Origin of the sequence: Promicromonospora sp. AC04, assembly GCF_003058225.1 — a bacterium.
In the GTDB taxonomy this organism is placed as follows: domain Bacteria; phylum Actinomycetota; class Actinomycetes; order Actinomycetales; family Cellulomonadaceae; genus Promicromonospora.
In genome coordinates this window covers 1-20091 of the sequence record NZ_QBUG01000007.1, presented here as the reverse complement: position 1 = coordinate 20091, position 20091 = coordinate 1, and the positions used below count along the sequence as shown (strand labels likewise).

18 protein-coding genes are annotated in these 20091 nt (G+C 71.0%); 13 read left to right on the top strand and 5 right to left on the bottom strand.

What is annotated here, in order from left to right:
* Positions 1 to 39: 39 nt before the first annotated feature.
* The 4 genes from der to C8K30_RS18400 all read left to right on the top strand — a co-directional run bounded on the left by der (position 40) and on the right by C8K30_RS18400 (position 5872).
* Positions 40 to 1608 carry a ribosome biogenesis GTPase Der gene (gene der / locus C8K30_RS18415; RefSeq protein WP_233257275.1) on the top strand — a complete coding sequence of 523 codons (1569 nt, stop codon included), beginning with the start codon at positions 40 to 42 and terminating at the stop codon, positions 1606 to 1608.
* Between the two features lie 141 nt (positions 1609 to 1749).
* Positions 1750 to 2823: a prolipoprotein diacylglyceryl transferase gene (gene lgt, locus C8K30_RS18410; RefSeq protein ID WP_108494382.1), complete on the top strand. Its 1074-nt coding sequence runs from the start codon at positions 1750 to 1752 to the stop codon at positions 2821 to 2823.
* Between the two features lie 511 nt (positions 2824 to 3334).
* Entirely contained in the window at positions 3335 to 4267 is a 933-nt protein-coding gene (locus C8K30_RS18405) for a hypothetical protein (RefSeq protein WP_108494381.1), read from the top strand.
* A gap of 351 nt (positions 4268 to 4618) precedes the next feature.
* Positions 4619 to 5872 carry an MFS transporter gene (locus tag C8K30_RS18400; RefSeq protein WP_233257274.1) on the top strand — a complete coding sequence of 418 codons (1254 nt, stop codon included), beginning with the start codon at positions 4619 to 4621 and terminating at the stop codon, positions 5870 to 5872.
* A 7-nt stretch (positions 5873 to 5879) separates the two neighbouring features.
* Here the strand turns inward: C8K30_RS18400 and C8K30_RS18395 are convergent, their stop codons facing one another.
* A complete protein-coding gene (locus C8K30_RS18395) occupies positions 5880 to 6263 on the bottom strand; it encodes a VOC family protein (protein WP_108494380.1) in 384 nt (127 codons plus the stop codon).
* 113 nt (positions 6264 to 6376) lie between these two features.
* Here C8K30_RS18395 and C8K30_RS18390 point away from each other — a divergent pair, with 113 nt between their 5' ends.
* Positions 6377 to 7378: a YafY family protein gene (locus C8K30_RS18390; protein WP_108494379.1), complete on the top strand. Its 1002-nt coding sequence runs from the start codon at positions 6377 to 6379 to the stop codon at positions 7376 to 7378.
* 116 nt (positions 7379 to 7494) lie between these two features.
* On the opposite strand, the gene C8K30_RS18385 is transcribed toward C8K30_RS18390, so the two are convergent.
* Genes C8K30_RS18385 through C8K30_RS18375 form a run of 3 tightly spaced genes read right to left on the bottom strand, consistent with a single transcriptional unit; the run spans position 7495 to position 10386 of the window.
* Positions 7495 to 8340 carry a phosphotransferase gene (locus C8K30_RS18385; RefSeq protein WP_108494378.1) on the bottom strand — a complete coding sequence of 282 codons (846 nt, stop codon included), beginning with the start codon at positions 8338 to 8340 and terminating at the stop codon, positions 7495 to 7497.
* A gap of 10 nt (positions 8341 to 8350) precedes the next feature.
* Positions 8351 to 9361 carry an ADP-ribosylglycohydrolase family protein gene (locus tag C8K30_RS18380; RefSeq protein WP_108494377.1) on the bottom strand — a complete coding sequence of 337 codons (1011 nt, stop codon included), beginning with the start codon at positions 9359 to 9361 and terminating at the stop codon, positions 8351 to 8353.
* Entirely contained in the window at positions 9358 to 10386 is a 1029-nt protein-coding gene (locus C8K30_RS18375) for an ADP-ribosylglycohydrolase family protein (RefSeq protein WP_108494376.1), read from the bottom strand. The genes C8K30_RS18380 and C8K30_RS18375 overlap by 4 nt, the downstream gene beginning before the upstream one ends.
* A 211-nt stretch (positions 10387 to 10597) precedes the next feature.
* Between C8K30_RS18375 and C8K30_RS18370 the strand changes: the two genes are divergently transcribed.
* From C8K30_RS18370 to C8K30_RS18350, 5 genes are all read left to right on the top strand, one after another.
* On the top strand, positions 10598 to 11584 hold the full coding sequence (locus C8K30_RS18370) for a LacI family DNA-binding transcriptional regulator (protein WP_158281053.1): 987 nt from the start codon (positions 10598 to 10600) through the stop codon (positions 11582 to 11584).
* A 79-nt stretch (positions 11585 to 11663) separates the two neighbouring features.
* A complete protein-coding gene (locus tag C8K30_RS18365) occupies positions 11664 to 13010 on the top strand; it encodes an ABC transporter substrate-binding protein (protein ID WP_158281052.1) in 1347 nt (448 codons plus the stop codon).
* Positions 13011 to 13013: 3 nt separating this feature from the next.
* A complete protein-coding gene (locus C8K30_RS18360; protein ID WP_233257273.1) occupies positions 13014 to 13982 on the top strand; it encodes a carbohydrate ABC transporter permease in 969 nt (322 codons plus the stop codon).
* A complete protein-coding gene (locus tag C8K30_RS18355) occupies positions 13982 to 14887 on the top strand; it encodes a carbohydrate ABC transporter permease (RefSeq protein ID WP_108494373.1) in 906 nt (301 codons plus the stop codon). The genes C8K30_RS18360 and C8K30_RS18355 overlap by 1 nt, the downstream gene beginning before the upstream one ends.
* A gap of 116 nt (positions 14888 to 15003) precedes the next feature.
* Positions 15004 to 15348, top strand: a complete 345-nt coding sequence (locus tag C8K30_RS18350) for a hypothetical protein (RefSeq protein ID WP_108494372.1) — start codon at positions 15004 to 15006, stop codon at positions 15346 to 15348.
* Positions 15349 to 15411: 63 nt separating this feature from the next.
* Here the strand turns inward: C8K30_RS18350 and C8K30_RS18345 are convergent, their stop codons facing one another.
* Positions 15412 to 15954 carry an Lrp/AsnC family transcriptional regulator gene (locus tag C8K30_RS18345; protein WP_369940418.1) on the bottom strand — a complete coding sequence of 181 codons (543 nt, stop codon included), beginning with the start codon at positions 15952 to 15954 and terminating at the stop codon, positions 15412 to 15414.
* Between the two features lie 116 nt (positions 15955 to 16070).
* On the opposite strand from C8K30_RS18345, the gene pdhA reads away from it, so the two are divergent.
* The 3 genes from pdhA to C8K30_RS18330 are packed head-to-tail and all read left to right on the top strand — an operon-like array spanning position 16071 to position 19815.
* Positions 16071 to 17165, top strand: coding sequence for a pyruvate dehydrogenase (acetyl-transferring) E1 component subunit alpha (gene pdhA, locus C8K30_RS18340; protein WP_108494370.1), 1095 nt, complete (start codon positions 16071 to 16073; stop codon positions 17163 to 17165).
* Entirely contained in the window at positions 17162 to 18184 is a 1023-nt protein-coding gene (locus C8K30_RS18335; protein ID WP_233257272.1) for an alpha-ketoacid dehydrogenase subunit beta, read from the top strand. The genes pdhA and C8K30_RS18335 overlap by 4 nt, the downstream gene beginning before the upstream one ends.
* Positions 18181 to 19815 carry a dihydrolipoamide acetyltransferase family protein gene (locus C8K30_RS18330; protein WP_108494369.1) on the top strand — a complete coding sequence of 545 codons (1635 nt, stop codon included), beginning with the start codon at positions 18181 to 18183 and terminating at the stop codon, positions 19813 to 19815. Before C8K30_RS18335 ends, C8K30_RS18330 begins: the two co-directional genes overlap by 4 nt.
* The last annotated feature ends 276 nt before the right edge of the window (positions 19816 to 20091 follow it).

Sequence of the window (20091 nt, the reverse complement as noted above, 5' to 3'; positions counted from 1 at the left end):
GAGGCGGCCTGAGGGCGCCGGGCCTGCGACAATGAGGGCATGACCCACGACTCCTCTGCATCGGAGGCTGCTGCCCTGGACGCCGCGGCCCGAGATGATGCTGCCCTGGACGCTCCTGCCCTGGATGCCGAGGTCCCGGTCGCACCCGATCTCGACCTCGACCTCAGTGAGACCGAGGACGACCTCGCGCGCGAGCGGGCCCTGCGTGTGGGCCTCGAGGAGTTCGAGCTCGACGAGACGGACCAGGCGCTCCTCGACTCCGAGTGGACCGACGAGGACGCGGAGGCCGAGCAGGCGCTGCCGGTGCTGGCCATCATCGGGCGGCCGAACGTCGGCAAGTCGACCCTGGTCAACCGCATCATCGGCCGCCGCGAGGCGGTCGTGGAGGACAAGCCGGGCGTGACGCGCGACCGGGTGTCCTACCCGGCCGAGTGGGCCGGCCGCCGGTTCATGCTCGTGGACACGGGCGGCTGGGAGACCGACGTCGCCGGCATGGAGTCCAAGGTTGCCGAGCAGGCCGAGGTCGCGATCTCCCTGGCGGACGCCGTGGTGTTCGTGGTCGACGCCGCCGTCGGCGCCACCGCCACCGACGAGCGCGTCGTGGAGCTGCTGCGCCGCTCCGGCAAGCCCGTGGTGCTGTGCGCCAACAAGGTGGACGGCGCCTCGGGCGAGGCGGACGCCACCTACCTGTGGGCCCTGGGCCTGGGGGAGCCGTACCCGGTCTCCGCCCTGCACGGCCGCGGCACGGGCGACCTGCTCGACGCCGCGATCAAGGCGCTGCCGACGGAGTCCGCGCACGGCAAGCTGCGGCCCTCGGGCCCGCGCCGCGTGGCGCTCGTCGGGCGGCCGAACGTCGGCAAGTCGTCGCTGCTGAACAAGATCGCGGGCTCGGAGCGCGTGGTCGTCGACGAGGTGGCCGGCACCACGCGCGACCCGGTCGACGAGCTCATCGAGCTGCGCGGCATCCCGTACTGGTTCGTGGACACCGCAGGCATCCGCCGTCGGGTGCACCAGACCAAGGGCGCCGACTTCTACGCGTCGCTACGCACCGCTGCCGCGATCGACAAGGCGGAGATCGGCGTGGTCCTGGTGGACGCGTCGAACCCGCTGACCGAGCAGGACATCCGCGTGATCCAGCAGGTGGTGGACGCCGGCCGTGCGCTCGTCATCGCGTACAACAAGTGGGACCTCATGGACGAGGACCGCCGCCCCTTCCTCGAGCGCGAGATCGAGAAGGAGCTGGTACAGATCGCGTGGGCGCCGCGGGTCAACCTGTCGGCGCGCACCGGCTGGCACAGCGAGCGCCTGGTCCCGGCGATCGAGCGGTCGCTCGAGTCCTGGGACCGGCGCGTGCCGACGGGCAAGCTGAACGCGTTCCTCGGCGAGCTCGTGGCCGCGCACCCGCACCCGCTGCGCGGCGGCAAGCAGTCGCGGATCCTGTTCGCCACGCAGGCCTCGACGCGTCCGCCGCGGTTCGTCATCTTCGCCACGGGGTTCATCGAGGCCGGCTACCGCAGGTTCATCGAGCGCCGCCTGCGGGAGACGTTCGGCTTCGAGGGCACGCCCATCGAGATCTCGGTGCGGGTGCGGGAGAAGCGCCGGCGCTGAGGTCGCAGTCCGCTTTTACCCGGTGATCGGGCCCGAAAGTCGCGCGACTTTCGGGCCCGATCACTGGGTAGAGGCGGACTTTGTCCTGGGAGCCGGGCTCCCGATGCCCACGAGGTCGGTGTCTCGCGGTACCTTCGGGTCGTGCTTCCGGCCAGTATCCCCAGCCCCGACCCGGTGTGGTCGCAGTTCAGCCTGGGCCCGCTCACCATCCATACCTACGCCCTGTGTCTGCTGGCGGGCATCGTCGCCGCCGCATACATCACCGACCGGCGGCTCCGCGCGCGCGGCGCCGCCCCGGGACTCGCGGTCGACGTCGCGATGTGGGCGGTGCCGATCGGCATCGTCGGCGCCCGGATCTACCACGTGCTGACCCACCTCGGTGACTTCACCGGCCCCGACGTCGACGCCTGGGCGTGGGTGCGGATCTGGGAGGGCGGCAACGCCCTGTTCGGGTCGCTGCTCGGCGGCGCGGTCGGCGCGTGGATCGGCTGCCGCATGACCGGCCTGCGCTTCTGGTCGTTCGCCGACGCCCTCGCGCCCGGCCTGCTCGTTGCCCAGGCGATCGGCCGGCTCGGCAACTACGTGAACCAGGAGCTGTTCGGCCTGCCGACCACGCTGCCCTGGGGCCTGGAGATCCGGTCCGACGCGCCGATGTTCCCCACCGGGACACCGGAGGGCACCTTGTTCCACCCCCTGTTCCTGTACGAGATGATCTGGAACCTCATCGGGGTGGCCGTGCTGCTGTTCATCGAGCGCCGCGTGGTCCGCCGCAACACCGCCCTGCTGGCCGACGGCGGCACGCCGGGCGCGGGCCTGCGCTGGGGCCGCATGTTCGGCCTCTACCTGATCTGGTACGGCCTGGGCCGCAGCTGGCTCGAGGCCATCCGGATCGACCCCACGAGCGACGCGCCCCTGGGCGTCCCCGCGAACATCTGGACGTCCGGGATAGCGGTCCTGCTGGGCATCGCGATCATCGTGGTGCAGGGACGGCGGCACCCGGAGCCCGAGCCGTCGGTGTACATGCCGGGGCGCGAGCCCGAGCCCGAGGAGCCGGAAGAGGCTGAAGACTCGAAGAGCGCCGGTGGCGCCGACGAGGGCACGGATGCGGACGATGCCGAGGGAGCGGACACCGACGCCGACACCGACACCGACACCGACGCCGAAGCGGGCACCGGTGACGCGGCGAGCCCGGCCGAGCCCTCCGAGAGCAAGTAGCCCGCAGACGGCGAGCTCCGCGACAACGCGCGCCGGAGAGAAACCCCGCGCGCGGAGCGTGTTGCGGTGAGTAGACAAGTTCTACTCACCGCAACAGAATCCTGCGGAGTAGCTGCTTTCCCAGAGCGGGGGTTGCGTGCCTGTGCGCACCCTCACAGCCCCACGGCTTCAGCTGGCGCCCAGCTGCGGTGTGCGTGTGTCCCTAGTACGGCTGGCCAGTCCTTGTGCGCTACCGGCGTGGCTCACGCTTGTGGTGGACGGCGCGCTGGGTCTGCGGCAAGGTTCTGCAGTGCCTCTTCGTCCCCGCGTCAACGCCCCACTCGATATGCCCTCGGTGCCGACCCGACGGCCCGATCCTGAGGCACGTCGGTTGAGAGCCGTCGGGCGAGTGCCATTAGATCCATCACATGGTCTGCCTGCCGGCCCCATTCGGTCGGCCATCCCGGAACTTTTCCTGGCTACGGCATGGGTCTTCGGGTTGTCTATCCTCGCCGGGTTGTGGCAAGGCCCTATGGACCCGTTCGAGGAACAGCTCTGGGACGTGAGTCGACGGGGATTCGACGAGCTCACGCTCATGGGTCCAGCGGTCCGTTTGGGTGTCCTCGCGGCGTTGTTGGCACTGGCTGTTGCTGTTCCGGGCGCGTTGGGAAGCACGATTCGCCGCGGCCAGGCGATAGCACGTCAGCGCCGATTGAGCGGACGTCGGGACGATAGTCGGCTCGTCCACGAGTTGCGCACGCTTGTCGGCGTCAGCGTTGGCGAGTGGGCGACATGCAGCCTGCTCGTTGCGTCATGCTGTCTGCTGGTCGCGTCCTTCTGGAGGTCGGGAGGCAGCGGAGACGCGATCGGCGCAGTTGTGTCGGTCATGACAGGTGCATTTATCGTCCTTCAGACCCGGAAACTCAACTACGCGATGGCCTTTGCGTATGACGTGGTTCAGGTGGATCGAGAACGGGCTGAGCGCGTGGTCGAGAGGCGAACCACGGAGGTTTCGGGTGGGGATCGAACGCCCGGGCGGCGAGCGTCCGTGGGTCTGTTCATTTTCTGCGCCCTGCAGCCGTTGCTTGCGGCACTACCTCGGAGTGGATTGCACGCCGCAGTGATCGCGGCCGCGGCGCTGATGTGGTTGTTCGTCGTGAAGGCACTCGGCGGAGCGGCTGTCGATCTGCTCTTCCGCCAGCGTTGGGCGGCCGTTGTCGCCTATGCAAGCGCCATTTCGGTCACCCTGGCAAACATGGCACTGGTTGGGTCGGCGGCGGTTGTATTCGGCTCAAACGGTGGTCCGTTCCTCGTGCTCTACCTCGGTGCTCACTGCGCGACCGTAGTTGCCATAGCTGCCGGGTTCACAGGCCGTGGTCCCGCGAGGGCTTTGCACGACATGACCCTGGTGGCGGCCAAGAAGGAACTGATTAGAGTTCGCTCCGTGAGTCGATCGGTTAGGTGATAGAGCGAACGCGTTACCCGCGGCTCCACTCGAAGCGGGGCGCGCCGCTGGGTGCCTGCCCGGCGAGTCCGACGCGGTTTACGACGGGCGTAGCTGCTCGAATCGCACGCCGCCCGACGGCTCGCTGCCGTGCCGGACGACCGGCGCGACGTGCTCGGGGCCGACCCGCCGACGGGCGAGGGGTACGCGGCGGAGGGTTACGGAGAGTGAACAATGTTCACCCTCCGTAACGTAACCCGCTCCACGCACTAGTAGTTGCCCAGGCAGTCGTTCGGAGCGGCGACGCGCATGTGCGCACCCTCACAGCCCCACGGCTTGTTCACCCGGGCGCCGGTTGCGGAGGATGTGGTCATGCCACACTCGCGCCCCGGGGACGCCTCTGCCTCGAACCGGCGCACCGTGGGACAGCGAACCTGGTGGCCCGTCGCCGCCGTCCTGCTGGCCGTCGCGTGGGGCGGCAACGAGTTCACCCCGCTGCTCGTGATGTACCGCGAGCAGGGGGACATGGGGCCGGTCACCGTCGACGCGCTGCTCGCCGTGTACGTGTTCGGCCTGGTCCCCGCACTGCTGCTCGGCGGACCGCTGTCCGACCGGTTCGGGCGCCGCCCGCTGCTGCTGCCCGCGGCGCCGATCTCCGCGCTCGGGTCGCTCGTGCTCGCGCTGGACCCGGCCAGCCCGGTGGTCCTCGCGATCGGACGCCTGCTGTGCGGCGTCGCGCTCGGCCTGGCCATGGCCGTGGGATCCACTTGGCTCACCGAGCTCAGCGCGGCCACCGGCGACCGCGCCGCAGGCCCTCGGCGAGGGTCCCTGTCCCTGACCGCAGGGTTCCTCTCGGGCGCGGGCGTCGCCGCGATGCTCGCGCAGTTCGCCCCGTGGCCAACGCTCCTCTCGTACGTGCTGCACGCGGCCGGCGCACTGCTCGCCGGGCTCGTGCTGCTGCGCGTACCGGAGACCCGTCCGAGCCTCCCACGCGGTATGCGGGCACCACTGCTCGACGACCTGCGCATCACCGCCGTCGGGCACCCGCGCTTCCTGCGCGTCGTGGTGCCGCTCGCGCCCTGGGTGTTCGGCTGCGCCGGCTGCGCCTTCGCCGTGCTGCCCAGCCTGCTCACCGACCATGTCGGCGGCATCCCCATCGCGTTCGCGGGGATCATGGCCGTGCTCGCGCTCGGCTGCGGCATCGGCGTCCAGGTGGTGGCCCGGCGGATCGACACACCGTCGTCGGCCCGCGCGTCCGTGGTAGCGCTCGCCGTCGTCGCGGCCGGGATGGCGCTCGCGGCCTGGGCGTCCATGGCGCTCTCGCTGCCGCTGGGCGTGTTGGCGGCCATGGTGCTCGGGACCGGCTACGGCCTGGTGCTCGTGGCGGGGCTGAGCGAGGTAGCGCGCATCGCAGGTCCCGGGCAGCTCGCGGGCCTGACCGCCGTGTTCTACTCCCTGACCTACCTCGGGTTCTTCGTCCCGATGGTGCTCGCCTGGCTGCGGGACACCTGGTCGTACGGCGAGACGTTCGGCTTCGGGGCTGCCGCGGCGGCGCTGTGCCTGGCGATGGTCGCGGCCTCGTCGCGCAGCGCGCTCCCGCGGGCCGACGGCGGCGACAGCGACTGACCTTGGTTCAACAGGCCGCCGCGCCGAGCGGCGTGAAGAAGTTGACGAGGTTGCCATCGGGATCGCGGAAGAGCAGCGACCGGTTGCCCCACGGCATGTCGGTCGGCTCGTTGACGAAGACCTCGACCGTGTCCCGGAGCGACGGGTAGAGAGCGTCGACGTCGTCGACTCGGAAGTCGAGCGTCACGGATCGGTTCGCTCGGGCCTCTGCCACGCCCTCGCCGAGCAGCGGAACCGTAGCGGTGCTGGCGATCGCGAGGGTGCCGGAGCCGGTCCGGATCTCGGCGAACAGCTCGTGGAGCCAGCTCGCTTCGATCCCCGTGACCTGCTCGTAGAAGGAGACCAGGACCTTGACGTCGTCGGTCATGATGCGGGTTGCGGAGAAGTCCATCGTGCTGAGCTCCTTTGTGTACGGATCTTCCGGGCGCACGGGTGTGGGCCCGGATGACACGCTAGGAGCAATACCGGGCAGTATCCGCCCGGTATATGCGGGACGATAGGAACATGACGCGACCGACGTCCCGGGTGCTGCAGCTGCTCGAGCTCTTGCAGTCCTCCGGCACCCGCACGGTCGGTGAGCTCGCCGGCCGGCTCGAGGTCGACGAGCGCACCGTGCGGCGCTACGTGGGCCACCTCCTCGATCTGGAGATTCCGGTCGAGTCCGTCCGCGGGAGGTATGGCGGCTACCGCATCGCCGCCGGATACCGGATGCCCCCGCTGATGTTGAGCGGCGACGAGGCGCTCGCGGTGCTCTTCGGCCTCGTCGCGATCCGCACCGCGCAGAACCCGGGGGTCTCCGCCGCCGCGGCGGAGACGGCGATCGCCAAGATCCGACGTGCCCTGCCGGAACGGTTGGCGGGACGCGCTCGCACACTCCTCGACAGCGCCGTGCTCGCTCCCTCTTCTACACACTCTTCTACACACGTCCCGGTACCGGACGCGGAGGTCCTGCTCACCGTCGCGGACGCCGTCCACCTCAGCCTGCCGCTCGCGATGCGGTACCGCTCGGGCGACGGCATCCCCTCCGAGCGGACCATCCATCCCTACGAGCTGGTCGCCTATGCGGGTCGGTGGTACGTGGTCGCTCTCGACACCCAGCGGCGCGAGGAGCGAACGTTCCGGCTCGACCGCATCGCCGGCGTCCGAACGCTCCCCGGAACGTTCCGGCCGCCGGTGCGGGATGGCGCACCGGCGCGGCTGGTCGAGGGCTTCGCACGGGCCGACTACGAGCATCACGTCGTGCTTCGGATACAGGCGGGCAAGGAGCACATCGAGGCACGCCTGCCGCCCAGCGTCGCGATCCTCGAACAGGTCCCCGCACCAACGGACGGACCCGACGCGCCGCCGTGGTTCCGCGTCGACATCAGAGCCGCACGTCTGGACTGGATCCCGGCGGTCATCGCCGCACTCGACTGCCCGGTTGTCATCGACGCCCCTGGCGAGCTGCGGAAGCTCGTGTCCCAGCTCGCGAAGAGGCTGACGGCAGCCGCGACGGCGACGGCGTAGACGTCAGTGGTCTCGGCCATGATGACGCGCCCGGCAGCGCGGCGATCCTGGCGCGTGAGAGAGGTCAGAACCGGTCGAGGTCAGAACCGTCCGGGCGCTCAGAGCCGTTCGAGTGCTCAGAGCCGTTCGAGCCAGGAGAAGAACGCCGGCCGGACGTACATGACGACGTCGTGCGCAGGGGTGCCGTCCGCCGCCGTCGCCGCCAGCTCCACGACGCTCCACGCCTTCGCCAGCAGCACCTCGTCGACGGTCGGCGCTCCCGCGCCGTAGGCGGCGGTCACCGCCGCCGCCGCTGCCCGGTCCGGCAGCCCGGCCAGCACTATCGCGAGGTCGAGCGCCGGGGACGCCACCGTGAGGCGTTCCAGGTCCAGCAGCACCGGGCACTGCTCGCCGTCGACGCGCCAGTTGAGCGGGTTGGGGTCACCCGAGACCACGCACCGCGGGTCGAACAGCGGCTGCGCGCGCTCCGCAAGCACCGCGAGGCGGTCGACGACCGCGTCGTCCGCGCCCAGCGTGGACGCGGCGCTCGCGGTCAGGGCGTCGTCCCACCCCGGCAGGTATCGTCCGGGCAGGTCCTCGACGGCGTCCGACGGGAGCGTGTGCAGCGCGCGGAGCATGGCGATGACCTGCCCGTCGGCGCCCCAACGTCCCTGGGGCAGCGGGTCGGGCAGGTACTCCATCACGATCCAGGTCCCGTCATCGGCGGTCTCCGGCGTGGCGAACACCCTCGGGACGCGGACGGAGTGCCTGAGCAGCAGCTCGGGGAAGCGGCGTGCGACCTCTACCTCCGGCGTCGACACGGGGCCTTTGGCGACCACCGAACGACCGGTGCCCTGCACCCTGGCCACGATGCGTCCCGAGAGACCACCGAGCGACTCGATCCGGGTGATCCCTCCTGCGCACGCGCTGGCGGCGGCCAGGACCTTGGGAGGCAGGCTCGGGATGCCGTCGGGTGCGCGCATGGGATCGCTCCTATGGTCTTCTCGTCACGAGGCCGGTCGCCAGGGCGGTGAGCGACTGCCCGGCCACCGCGGGGATCGTGATGCCCTGCAGCACGTCGAGGTCGGCGGCGTCCGGCGCGCTGCCGGAGGCGCCGCACAGCGCGCCGACGAGGCCGGGCAGGCTGTCCTGGTGCCGTGCGACCGTGAGCGCGAGCGGCAGCGCCGTCTCGTGGTCGCCCTGGGTGGCGGCGGTGAGGGCGAGCGCGAGGGGCAGCGTCTCGGCGACGGTGCCCGGGTGGCTGTAGGTGCGGGGCGCGAACCGCGCGACGAGCGCGGGGACCGCCCCGAACGGGGACCGTGCCCCGTCGACGATGCCGAGCGCGTCGCGCACGCCGTCGGCGAGCCAGTCGTCGTCGGCGAGGTCGTCGGCGACGGCGTCGAGCGCGTCCCGGATCGGCGCGCCGTCCAGCAGGTGGCCGACGAGCCGGGCGAACACGACGGCCGCGTGCACGCCGATGCCGTCGTGGGTGATCGTGGCGTACCTGCGCGCGAGGTCAGCGGCGCCGGCGGGGTCGCCGCCGGCGATCGCGGCGGCGAGGGCGCCGGGGAGCGCCGTGTCGTCGTAGAAGGCGGGGTTGTCGGCGCCGGTGTGTGGCGGCCGGAGCCCGGCCGCCGCGTTGAGCAGCGCCGATCGTTGCGCGGGACCGGTCCAGGTGTCGGGCGTGTCGAGGAGCGCGCGCCACGTGTCGAAGAGGTCGCCGTCGTCCCGGGTGGGGGAGTCGAGCAGGACGCGCGCCGCGACGGCGAACGTCTCGGTGTCGTCGGTCGCCACGAGCGGCGGCGAGTCGATGGCGGTGAGCACGAAGGGCACCACCGGGCGCAGGACGCGAGACTCGTCGAGCTCCAGTGCCCCCTTGCGCAGCATCTGCCGGACCCAGGGGTCGCGGACGGTCCGGTGCTCGCTGGCGGGCGCGCCGAGGGCATCACCCAGCGCGAGGCCGTGGACGGCGCCGACGGCGCGGTCGAGGCGGTCGTCGGTCATGCCCGAGTCTCCTTGCCGAGGGTCGTCTCGTCGCGGACGACGCCGTGGGTCACGCGGTCGAGAGCCGCGCGCTCGACGAGCGCGTCGGCCAGGTCGATGAGGTCGGTGCCGGCTGTGGCCTTGATGCACTGGCCGGTGACGGACCGCACCTGGTCGACGTGGGCCGGGTCGAACACGCTCGCGCCGTGCAGGGCGCCGGCGACCGCGCCGGCCATCGCCGCGATGGTGTCGGAGTCCCGTCCGATGTTGACCCCCGACTCGATGACGCTCGGCGCCCCGTCGTTGGCGCGCAGCAAGCCGATGGTCAGCGCTACCGCCTCGGGCGCGATGTCCGCCCACATGTAGTGCCGGAGCGGGATGGTCTCGAACAGGTCCTCCTCGGCCTGCTCCAGCGACCCGGCCCGTGCGGCAATGTCGACGGCGCGGTGTGCCATGCGGGACGACCAGGAGTCGGCGGGCAGCGCCGCGAGCATGGCGTCGAGGACGGGGTCGATGCTGTTCTCGACCATGGCGGCGGCGACGCCGGCGGCGATCGCCTGGGCGCAGTAGATGCCGTCGCGGGAGTGGCTGACCTGGGCGTCGGCGAGGGCCATCCGCCGGGCGAGCGCCGGGTCGCCGGCCGCGTAGACGCCGATCGGCGCGACGCGCATCGCGGCGCCGTCGCTCCAGGTCTCCGCGTTGCGCTGCCCGCTGGCGGGTGGCTGCATGCCGGCGTTGAGGTTGGCGATCGCGATCATCTCGCTGAACCCCGCCCGGTTGAACCCGGTGCGCTGCGAGCTCAGGGCCTCCAGCCAGGTGTCGGCCACCACCTGCGAGGTGAGCCCGGCGCCCGCCGCGAGCACGCCACGGGCGCACAGCACCGCGTACTCCGTGTCGTCGGTGCCTGCGGCGTCCGGGTCGACGAACCCGCGGACACGGCCCCACTTCTCGCGGATCGCGGGCAGGGTCATGCCCTCGGTCGGCGCGCCCATCGCGTCGCCGATGGCGAGGCCGAGCAGCGCCCCGCGCGCCCGATCGTTGTTCATGGTCCTCCGCTCCTCGGCACCCGTCCTCCGGCAGGTGCGCCTCGGAACGTTACGTTTTGCATGGATCCAGCACCCTGAGGATCCTCGACAGCTCGGTGTTTGCGCAGGTGTTTGCGCTTGTGTCTTGCATCACAGGGGGTTCATGCAGGATGCTACTGCAAAACCTTTTGCGTGCCGCCCCTCGGCGCGCGAGGCCTACGAGGAGCGTGTGATGGTCGGGATTCGCGACGTGGCCGAGGCCGCCGGCGTGAGCGTGTCGACCGTCTCGCAAGTCGTCACGGGCAGACGCCCTGTGGCGGCGGCGACCCGGGCACGCGTCGAGGCGGCCATCACGCGCCTCGGCTACCGCGCCCACCCCGGCGCGTCACAGCTGCGCGGTGGGCGCACCGGCACGATCGCGCTGATCGTGCCGACCCTGGAGAACCCCTTCTACCCGCTGGTCGCCGTCGGGATGCAGGACGTGCTCGTGCCCCGCAACATCCTGCTGACCGTCACCGACGCCAGCGGCATGGACCGTTCCGCGAGCGCCATCCACCGGCTCCTGTCGCGTCGGGTGGACGCGATGGTCGCCGCGCCGTTCGGCCTGCCGGAGTCGAGCCTGGCCGAGCTGCACGACGCCGGCATCCCGTTCGTCTCGCTCGGGAAGGCGCCGCCCGGTGGCGGTGACTTCGTGCACACCGACGACGTCAGCGGCGCTCGTGAGGTGACGACGCACCTGATCGAGCGGGGCCGCCGTCGGATCGCCTTCCTGGGTGGGGAGGAGTCCGTGGTTCCCACGCAGCAGCGCCTGGAGGGATACCAGGCGGCGCTGCGCGCGGCCGGCCTCCCGGTGCGCGGCGACGACGTGGTCTTCGAGGAGTACACCCGTGAGGGCGGGCGGAAGGGTGCGGCGACCCTGCTCGACCGCGACGACCGTCCGGACGCGATAGTCGCGGCCAACGACCTGATCGCTCTGGGTGTCCTGGACGCGACCCGGGCCCGCGGGCTGCGGGTCCCCGACGACGTCGCCGTGACCGGCTATGACGACATCGAAGCGGCGTCCCTGGTCAGCCCGCCGCTGACGACCATAGAGAACCCCGCGCGGGAGATCGGGCGGGCCTGCGCGCGCCTCCTGCTGGAACGTCTGGACGGGATGGTGACGGACGTGGCTCGCACCGTGGCCCTGTCGACGCGCCTCATCGTCCGCGACTCGAGCTGACCCCGCGATTCCTGCCTGTCCCTGCCTACTCACGACCTGCTCATGACCTGCTCACGACTCACGCGAGAGAGACATCATCTTGAGAATCACGAAGCGCGCACTGGTCCCCGTCAGCCTCGTGGCCGCGGTGTCGGTCGCCCTGGCCGGCTGTGTGGGCGGTGGCAGCAGCGGCGGCGGCGGTGAGGTCACCTACTGGGGGGCGTTCTACGCGCCCACCACCGAGGAGGCGTTCCAGGAGATCTTCGTCGACGGGTTCAACGCCGACAGCGACGCGAAGGTCGACATGGAGGTCAAGGAGCTGACCACCATCGGCCAGCTCACCGAGACGGCGGTCTCGGCCGGCGAGGCTCCCGACATCGTGTACTCGGACGGGCCGACGTCGGCCTCCGACTTCGCCCGGGCCGACCGGACCCTCCCGCTGGACGAGTACGCCGAGGAGTACGGCTGGGAGGAGAAGTTCCTGCCCTGGGCCTACGAGCTGAGCACCGTCGACGGGAAGGTCTCGTCGGTGCCGGCCAGCTACGGGTCGATGGCCCTGTTCTACAACGCGGAGGTGTTCGAGGAGCACGGCTGGACCCCGCCGACCACGCTGGCGGAGTTCGAGACGATCGCCGAGGAGGCGGACGAGGCCGGCATGGTGCCGCTCGGCGGCGGCAACGCGGGCTACCAGGGGATGAACGAGTGGCTCGTCACCGCCGTCTTCAACGCCGCCGTCGGCCCCGAGAAGATCTACGACGTGCTGACCGGTGAGGCGTCGTTCACCGACCCGGAGTTCGTCTCGGCGATCGAGCTCATCCAGAGCTGGATCGACAAGGGCTGGCTGGCCGGGGGCTCGGAGTCCTACTTCACCACCGACGACACGGCGAACGTGACGGGCCTCGCCAACGGCACCACGGCGATGTACGTGAGCGGGACGTGGACGTTCAACTCGCTCTCGGAGGTGTTCGAGGACCCGGCGCAGTGGGCGTGGGCGCCGCTGCCGTCGCTGAACGAGTCGGTCGATCCGGGCGTGTTCCCGCTGGCGATCGGGACGGCGCTCTCGGTCAGCGCCGATGCGGCCGACCCTGACGCGGCGGCGTCGTTCATCGACTACGTGACCGGCGACGTGGACCGGGCGCTGTCGTACACGGCGCGCACGGGCGAGAACCCGCCGCCGCTGGAGATGAGCGCCGACCAGTTCCCCGAGGACGTCGACGAGCGGTCCGTCGAGCTGTACACCCAGATCCCCGAGACGAGCAACGTCGGCTACGCGACGTGGACGTTCTTCCCGCCGCAGACGAACGCGTACCTCATCAGCGAGTTCGACAAGATCGTGACCGGGGACCTCACCGCCGAGGAGTACCTGTCGGGGATGCAGGACGCGTTCGACGAGGAGTTCGACGCCGGCGAGACGCTGGTTCCCTTCACCCCGCAGGGTCGAGGCTGACCGATGACCGCCGACACCGCGATCCCGGGCGCCGTCCTGGTCGCGCCCCCGACCCGGAGGGGCGCTCCGCCGTCCCTCCGGGGTCGGCGTCTGGGGGCCCGGGCGAACCGCCGGCTCCTGGCGTGGGTCTTCGTCGCGCCGTTGCTGGCGGTCAACCTCCTGGTCATCACCGGCCCCGGCATGGCTTCGGTGTTCTACTCGTTCACGGACTGGGACGGGCTGAGCACGCCCCGGTTCGTGGGCCTGGCGAACTACGCAGAGATGCTGGGTTCGGGCGCGGTGCTCAACGCGCTGGTCCACAACGTCCTGTGGACCCTGTTCTTCCTCGTGGTCCCTATGACGATGGGGCTGGTCGGCGCGTTCCTGCTGTCGCGGCTGCGCCGCGGCCAGGCCTTCTTCCGCGTCCTCTACTTCATCCCGTACGTGCTGGCCACTGTCGTCTCGGCGGCCATCTGGCGGCAGATCCTCGACCCGGACGGTGGGATCGGCGCCGCCCTCGCGACCCTGGGGATCCCGTTCCTCGCCGACGTGAACTTCCTCGGCAACCCGTCGCTGGCCCTCGGCTCGGTGGCCTTCATCAACACGTGGCAGTGGTGGGGCTTCCTGCTGGTGATCTTCCTGGCCTCGATGCGGTCGGTGGACCCCGCCCTCTACGAGGCCGTGCGGCTCGACGGCGCCGGGCCCGTCCGCGAGTTCTGGCACATCACGCTGCCCTCGATCCGCCCGACCCTGGTCTTCCTCGGGCTGATGACCGTGATCTGGTCGTTCCTCGTCTTCGACTACATCTACGTCCTGACCCAGGGCGGTCCCGCCGGCGCGACCGACGTGCTCAGCACGGTGCTCTACCGCGAGGCCTTCCAGAACCAGAGCCACGGGTACGCCTCCGCCGTGGCGATGCTGCTGTCGGCCATCAGCGCCCTGACGGTGCTCGGCTACCTCGCGCTGCGCCGTCGACTGGGGTGGGAGGTCTAGTGAGCACCACACGGCTTATCCGGCCCACACCGCCCACCCCGCACGCGCCGGTCGTGGCGGCGCCCGCCGTCGTGCCGGAGCGACGCCGGGCCCGCCGTCAGCCGGTCACCTGGGTGGTCCTCGGGCTGCTCGGCCTGTACGCGATCGGGCCGCTCCTGGTCTTCGCGTCCAACTCGCTGAAGTCTGCCCGCGAGATCGACAGCAACCCGCTCGGCCCGCCCCGGTCCTGGAACTGGTCGAACTTCGCCTACGCCTGGGAGCAGGCGCACATGGGCGGCGCGCTCCTGAACAGCCTCCTGATCGCCGGCGCCACCGCGGCCGGTGTGGCCGTCATCGCCACGACTGCCGCCTACGCCATGACCCGCCTCGGCCTGCCGGGCGGGGGCGGCTGGATCCTGTGGCTGCTCGTCTCCTCGTCGCTGCCGATCCAGCTCTTCCTCGTGCCGCTGGTGAGCTGGTGGTCCCTCCTTGGGCTCTACAACCAGCCCATCGGCCTGGTCATCATCTACTGGGCCGTGTACAGCCCGTTCGCCACCCTGCTCGTCCGCTCGTTCCTCATCGGGCTCCCGGCGGAGTACGAGGAGGCGGCCCGCCTGGACGGCGCCGGCGAGCTGCGCGTGTTCTCGCGCATCGTCCTGCCGATGATCCTGCCCGCGGTCCTGACCGCTGCCCTCGTCTCCGGGCTGCAGGCCTACAACGAGTTCATGCTCGCCGTGACCTTCATCCAGGACCGCGACTTCCAGCCGGTCGCGCTGTCGCTCTACTCGTTCCAGCAGGGCTTCACCACCGACTGGTCGCTGGTCAGCGCGGCGGGTCTGGTCATGGCGCTGCCCGTCGTCGTCCTCTTCCTGGTGATGCAGCGCAAGTTCATCGACGGCTACGTCTCTCAGGGCGTCGCCGCATGAGACATCCGCCGGACCACCCCGCACGAGCCCGCCACCACGAGCTCTACGCCGGGACCTGCCAAGAGACTCACCACGAGACCCATCACGAGACCCATCACGAGACCCAAGGAGTGTCGATGACTTCCGCCAAGGAAATCCTGAGCACCACCGCGGCCCAGCAGATCGTGTCGGGTGTCGTGGACCTCATAACGGTCAACAGCTACGACCGCTCCGTCGGAGCCATCCTCGCCGCGAACGACAGCCACCGCCTCATGATGGTGGATCTCCGCGTCGACGAGGAGACGCACCTCTGGTCGTGGACGGCATGGGTCGACGGCACGATCGGCGAGACAGAGGTCACGTCGGACGAGCCGACCGCCCGGACGGCGGTGACGGACTGGCTCGCCGTGGCGCCCGCCGTCCGGCGCGACCCCGGGCGCGACATCTTCGCCACCATCACCGCCGACGAGGACTGGCGCTGAGCTGACCGCCGGGTGCTCCGGAGCAGTCCGGACGCGCCGGTGAACCTGTCTGCCCGACCGGTCTCAGCGGCCGTCGTCGGTCGGACGCTGGGTTCGCCGCTCGGCTGGCGGGGTGGTTGGCGAGGCGGACGGCGCGGCGGACGGCACCGGCCCGGCAGGGATCGGCTCCTCGAACACCAGCAGCGTGTGCGTGTTCAGGATGCCCTTCATGCCCTGTATCTGGTCCAGGATCAGATGCCGCAGATCGGCGTTGTCCCGAGCGCGAACGAGCAGGACGAGGTCGAACTCTCCGCCGACCAGCCCGATGTGGTCGACGCCCCGAAGGGTACGGAGCTCCTCGCGGACCGAACGCCACTCCGCCTGCTTCAGGTTGACCGTGACATAGGCCGACGTGCCCAGGCCGGCCAGCACCGGATCTATGTCCGCGCGGTAGCCGCGGATGACTCCGTCGGCCTCGAGCCGCTGCACCCGCGCGTACGCGTTGGCCCGTGAGATGTGCAGCTTCTCGGCCAGCGATCGCATGGACATACGGCCGTCCTGGCGCAGCTCGTCGACGATGCGCCGGTCGACGTCGTCGAGACCCCCTGCCACTTGTCTCGCGGCCACGCCCTAACTCCCCTCTGAGTTGGACATTTGGATCCCATTACCCTCGTATGGCTGGACAGCCTCTCGGATCGTCGCCGTTGATGGAATCCGAATGAGACTTTGACCAGTATATCTATATGACGAGTGACGCAGATCGTTTGTTGCCGTCCCGGGAGCCAGTGATGCTTCTCGACCCCGACGGCCGTCCGACGGCGGCCGGCAAGGCCGCCCTACCCGCGGGCGAGGAGCTGCTCCGGGGTCTCGCGGGCATGGTCACCGCCCGCCGCTTCAACGAGCAGGCCTCCGCGCTCGTCCGGCAGGGGCGCCTGGCGGTCTACCCCTCCTCCTACGGGCAGGAGGCGTGCCAGGTCGCCGCGGCGCAGGTGCTCGCCGACGGCGACTGGCTGTTCCCGACCTACCGCGACACCGCGGCCGCCGTCGCGCGGGGTGTCGACCCGGTCGAGGTGCTCGGCCTGCTCAAGGGCGACTGGCACTCGGGGTACGACCCCTACGAGCGCCGTGTCGCACCCCTGACGACCCCGCTCGCCACGCAGCTCCCGCACGCCGTAGGGGTGGCGCACGCGGCGCGGCTGCGCGGGGAATCCACCGTGGTGCTGGCGATCTGCGGAGACGGCGGCACGAGCGAGGGCGACTTCCACGAGGCCCTGAACTTCGCTGCGGTCTTCCGGGCGCCGGTCGTGTTCTTCGTCCAGAACAACCAGTACGCGATCTCGGTGCCGCTGGCCCGGCAGTCGGCCGCGCCGTCGCTGGCCCACAAGGGTGTGGGCTACGGCATTCCCGGGGAGCAGGTGGACGGCAACGACCTCGCGGCCCTCCTGGACGTGCTGTCCAGGGCGGTCGAGCGTGCGCGTGCCGGTGCGGGGCCCCAGCTCGTCGAGGGCCGCACCTACCGGATGCAGGCCCACACCAACGCCGACGACGCGACGCGCTACCGGACCGACGACGAGGTCGCCGGATGGGCGGCCAAGGACCCGCTGGTGCGGCTGGAGACCTACCTCCGCGCCGAGGGAGTCCTGGACGACGCGCATGCCGCCGCGTTTGCCGAGGCCGCCGAACAGGTCGCGCGCCGCACGCGTGACGGGATCAACCAGGACGTCGAGCCGAACCCCGACGACCTGTTCGGCTACGTGTTCGCGCAGCCGACCCCTCAGCTCGTGGAGCAGCGCGCACTGGTCCGCGACGAGCTGAGCCGAGAGGAGGCGCGCTCATGACCAGCGTGACCAGCATGACCAGCGCCGCGGTGGAGCACGAGACGCTCAGCACCGCGCAGGCGATCAACCGAGCCCTGCGCGACGCGATGGCCGAGGACCCGACGGTGCTCGTGCTCGGAGAGGACGTCGGCGCGCTCGGCGGCGTCTTCCGGGTCACCGACGGCCTCACCGCTCAGTTCGGCGAGGACCGCTGCTTCGACACCCCGCTCGCCGAGGCCGGCATCGCCGGCTTCGCCGTCGGCCTCGCGATGAACGGCATGCGGCCCGTGATCGAGATGCAGTTCGACGCCTTCGCCTACCCCGCCTTCGAGCAGGTGGTCAGCCACATCGCCAAGATGCGGAACCGGACCCGCGGCCGCGTCGGGCTGCCTCTTGTCATCCGGGTCCCGTACGCCGGCGGGATCGGCGGGGTCGAGCACCACTGCGACTCGTCGGAGTCCTACTACGCCCACACTCCCGGCCTGCACGTCGTCGCGCCGTCGAACCCCTCGGACGCCTACTCGCTCCTGCGCGAGGCGATCGCCTCGCCGGACCCGGTGGTCTTCCTCGAGCCGAAGAAGCTCTACTGGGCGAAGGGCGATGTCGCGCTGGGCAACGCTCGTGAGCCGGGCATCGGCACGGCCGTCGTGCGCCGCCGGGGCAGCGACGCCACCCTCATCGCCTACGGCCCGTCCGTGCCGGTCGCGCTCGAGGCCGCCGAGGTGGCTGCGCGCGACGGGCGCAGCCTGCAGGTCGTCGACCTGCGGTCGATAGTGCCGTTCGACGACGCCACCGTCTGCGCCGCCGTGGAGTCGACGGGACGCGCCGTCGTCATCGCGGAGGCGGCGGGCTTCGCCAGCATCGCGTCCGAGATCGCGGCCCGGGTGAGCGAACGCTGCTTCCACTCGCTGTCGGCGCCGGTTCGGCGCGTCACCGGGTTCGACATCCCGTACCCGCCGCCGAAGCTCGAGCACATCCAGCTGCCGTCGGTCGACCGGATCCTCGACGCCGTCGACGACCTCCAGTGGGAGGACGCATGACCAGCCGGACGACGGGCCGTACGACCGAGCAGATCTTTCTTCTGCCCGACCTCGGCGAGGGCCTGACCGAGGCATCGGTCGTGCAGTGGCTGGTCGCCGAGGGCGACGTCGTCACCGTCGACCAGCCGGTGGTGGAGGTCGAGACGGCCAAGTCGGTGGTCGAGGTGCCGAGCCCGTTCGCCGGCCGGGTCGGCGTCCTGCACGCCGCCGAGGGGGAGACCGTCGAGGTGGGCACGCCGCTGATCACCATCGCCGTCGCCGACGCTGGCCGCGACGTCGCTACCGACGGGGGGTCCGCCGCCACTGTCGCCGACTCGGCTGCCGTCCCTGTCGTCGACTCGGTTGCCGACTCGGTTGCCGACTCCGCCGCGGACTCGGCCGCCGCCGAGGTCTACCGCGAGGAGGAGCAGGCAGGCTCCGGCAATGTGCTCATCGGGTACGGGACCTCCGCGCACCCGGGTTCAGGCCGCCGACGTCGGCCGCGCGGTGCCGGGGCGACGGCGCTCGCCGTCGCCGTGGCGGCGGACGGCCGCCCGGTGAAGGTGATATCGCCGATCGTCCGGCGGCTTGCCAGGGAGGCGGGGCTGGACCTGCGCGCGATCGCGCCTTCCGGGACCGGCGGGGTCGTCACCAGGTCCGACGTGCGGTCGGCGATCGAGCGCGCGCTTCCCGCTGCGCGCACATCCGGCTCTGCGTCCGCCGGCTCTGCGTCCGCCGGCTCTGCGACGGTCGAGTCTGCGACGGCTGAGTCTGCGACGGTCGAGTCTGCGACCGCCGGCTCTGCGACGGCCGAGTCTGCGACGGCCGAGTCTGCGACGGCCGAGTCTGTGACCGCCGGCTCTGCGACGGTCGAGTCTGCGACGGCTGTTGCTCCTGCCGTCGTCGTGCCGAGCGCTTCCGCCGTCGCGCCCGTCGCCGCCGCGCCGGGCCCCGCCGCGCCCGGCGAGCGGCGCATCCCGCTCAGCGGTTTCCAGAAGGCGGCAGGCAGGGTGCTGTCGCGGAGCCGCTCGGAGATCCCTGAGGCGACCGTCTGGGTCGACGTCGACGCGACGGCGCTCTGGGAACTACGCGAGGCGACCCGCACGCCGACCGACCCGGGGCCAGGACTGCTCGCCCACCTGGCCCGGTTCGTCGTCGCGGGCCTCAAGGACTATCCGGTGCTGAACGCGCGGCTCGACGCGGAGCGCGGCGAGATGGTCGTGCCAGACGTCATCAACCTCGGCATCGCCGTCCAGGGCGAGCTCGGGCTGGTGGTCCCGGCGGTGCTCGGGGCCGGCACGATGACCACCGCCGAGCTCGACGTGGCCCTCCGCGACCTTACCGCGCGCGCCCGCGTCGGCCGTGCGACGCCGGAGGAGCTCGCCGCGGGGACGTTCACGCTGAACAACTACGGCAGCCTCCGGGTCGACGGCAGCGCGGCAATCATCAACCACCCGCAGGTCGCGATCCTGGGCTTCGGCCGCATCATCGACCGGCCGTGGGTGGTCGACGGCGAGATCGTGGCGCGCAAGATCACGCAGATGTCCTTCGTGTTCGACCACCGGGTCTGCGACGGCGGGACGGCGGCGGGCTTCATGCGTTCCGTCGCCGACGCCATAGAGAACCCGCTGGCGGCGATCGTGCGCTACTGACGGCGTGCCTTTGAACCCTGGTGCTCAGCGGCGCGGTCCGCGTGGGTTGTTGACCTTGGTAGCGCCGTCGAGGACGGTCACGGCCAGCGCACCAGGTCGGTCTTCTCTATGCCCTCAGCGCGGACGTGCTTCTGACCGTTGAGGCTTCCAGGGCGGGCCCAGAGGCAGTCACAGGAGACCGTGAAGAGTTATCCACAGATTTCAGATCGTACTCGCAGACCATACGAATGTTCGAGACAATGGTGTCATTGAACAACGACGAGGCCAGCAGGCAAC

Bases quoted from the DNA above. Each gene is read 5' to 3' on its own strand.
- der (WP_233257275.1), top strand. From the start codon at position 40: ATGACCCACGACTCCTCTGCATCGGAGGCTGCTGCCCTGGACGCCGCG.
- C8K30_RS18405 (WP_108494381.1), top strand. From the start codon at position 3,335: ATGGACCCGTTCGAGGAACAGCTCTGGGACGTGAGTCGACGGGGATTC.
- C8K30_RS18400 (WP_233257274.1), top strand. From the start codon at position 4,619: ATGCCACACTCGCGCCCCGGGGACGCCTCTGCCTCGAACCGGCGCACC.
- C8K30_RS18395 (WP_108494380.1), bottom strand. From the start codon at position 6,263: ATGGACTTCTCCGCAACCCGCATCATGACCGACGACGTCAAGGTCCTG.
- C8K30_RS18390 (WP_108494379.1), top strand. From the start codon at position 6,377: ATGACGCGACCGACGTCCCGGGTGCTGCAGCTGCTCGAGCTCTTGCAG.
- C8K30_RS18385 (WP_108494378.1), bottom strand. From the start codon at position 8,340: ATGCGCGCACCCGACGGCATCCCGAGCCTGCCTCCCAAGGTCCTGGCC.
- C8K30_RS18380 (WP_108494377.1), bottom strand. From the start codon at position 9,361: ATGACCGACGACCGCCTCGACCGCGCCGTCGGCGCCGTCCACGGCCTC.
- C8K30_RS18375 (WP_108494376.1), bottom strand. From the start codon at position 10,386: ATGAACAACGATCGGGCGCGCGGGGCGCTGCTCGGCCTCGCCATCGGC.
- C8K30_RS18370 (WP_158281053.1), top strand. From the start codon at position 10,598: ATGGTCGGGATTCGCGACGTGGCCGAGGCCGCCGGCGTGAGCGTGTCG.
- C8K30_RS18360 (WP_233257273.1), top strand. From the start codon at position 13,014: ATGACCGCCGACACCGCGATCCCGGGCGCCGTCCTGGTCGCGCCCCCG.
- C8K30_RS18350 (WP_108494372.1), top strand. From the start codon at position 15,004: ATGACTTCCGCCAAGGAAATCCTGAGCACCACCGCGGCCCAGCAGATC.
- pdhA (WP_108494370.1), top strand. From the start codon at position 16,071: ATGACGAGTGACGCAGATCGTTTGTTGCCGTCCCGGGAGCCAGTGATG.
- C8K30_RS18335 (WP_233257272.1), top strand. From the start codon at position 17,162: ATGACCAGCGTGACCAGCATGACCAGCGCCGCGGTGGAGCACGAGACG.
- C8K30_RS18330 (WP_108494369.1), top strand. From the start codon at position 18,181: ATGACCAGCCGGACGACGGGCCGTACGACCGAGCAGATCTTTCTTCTG.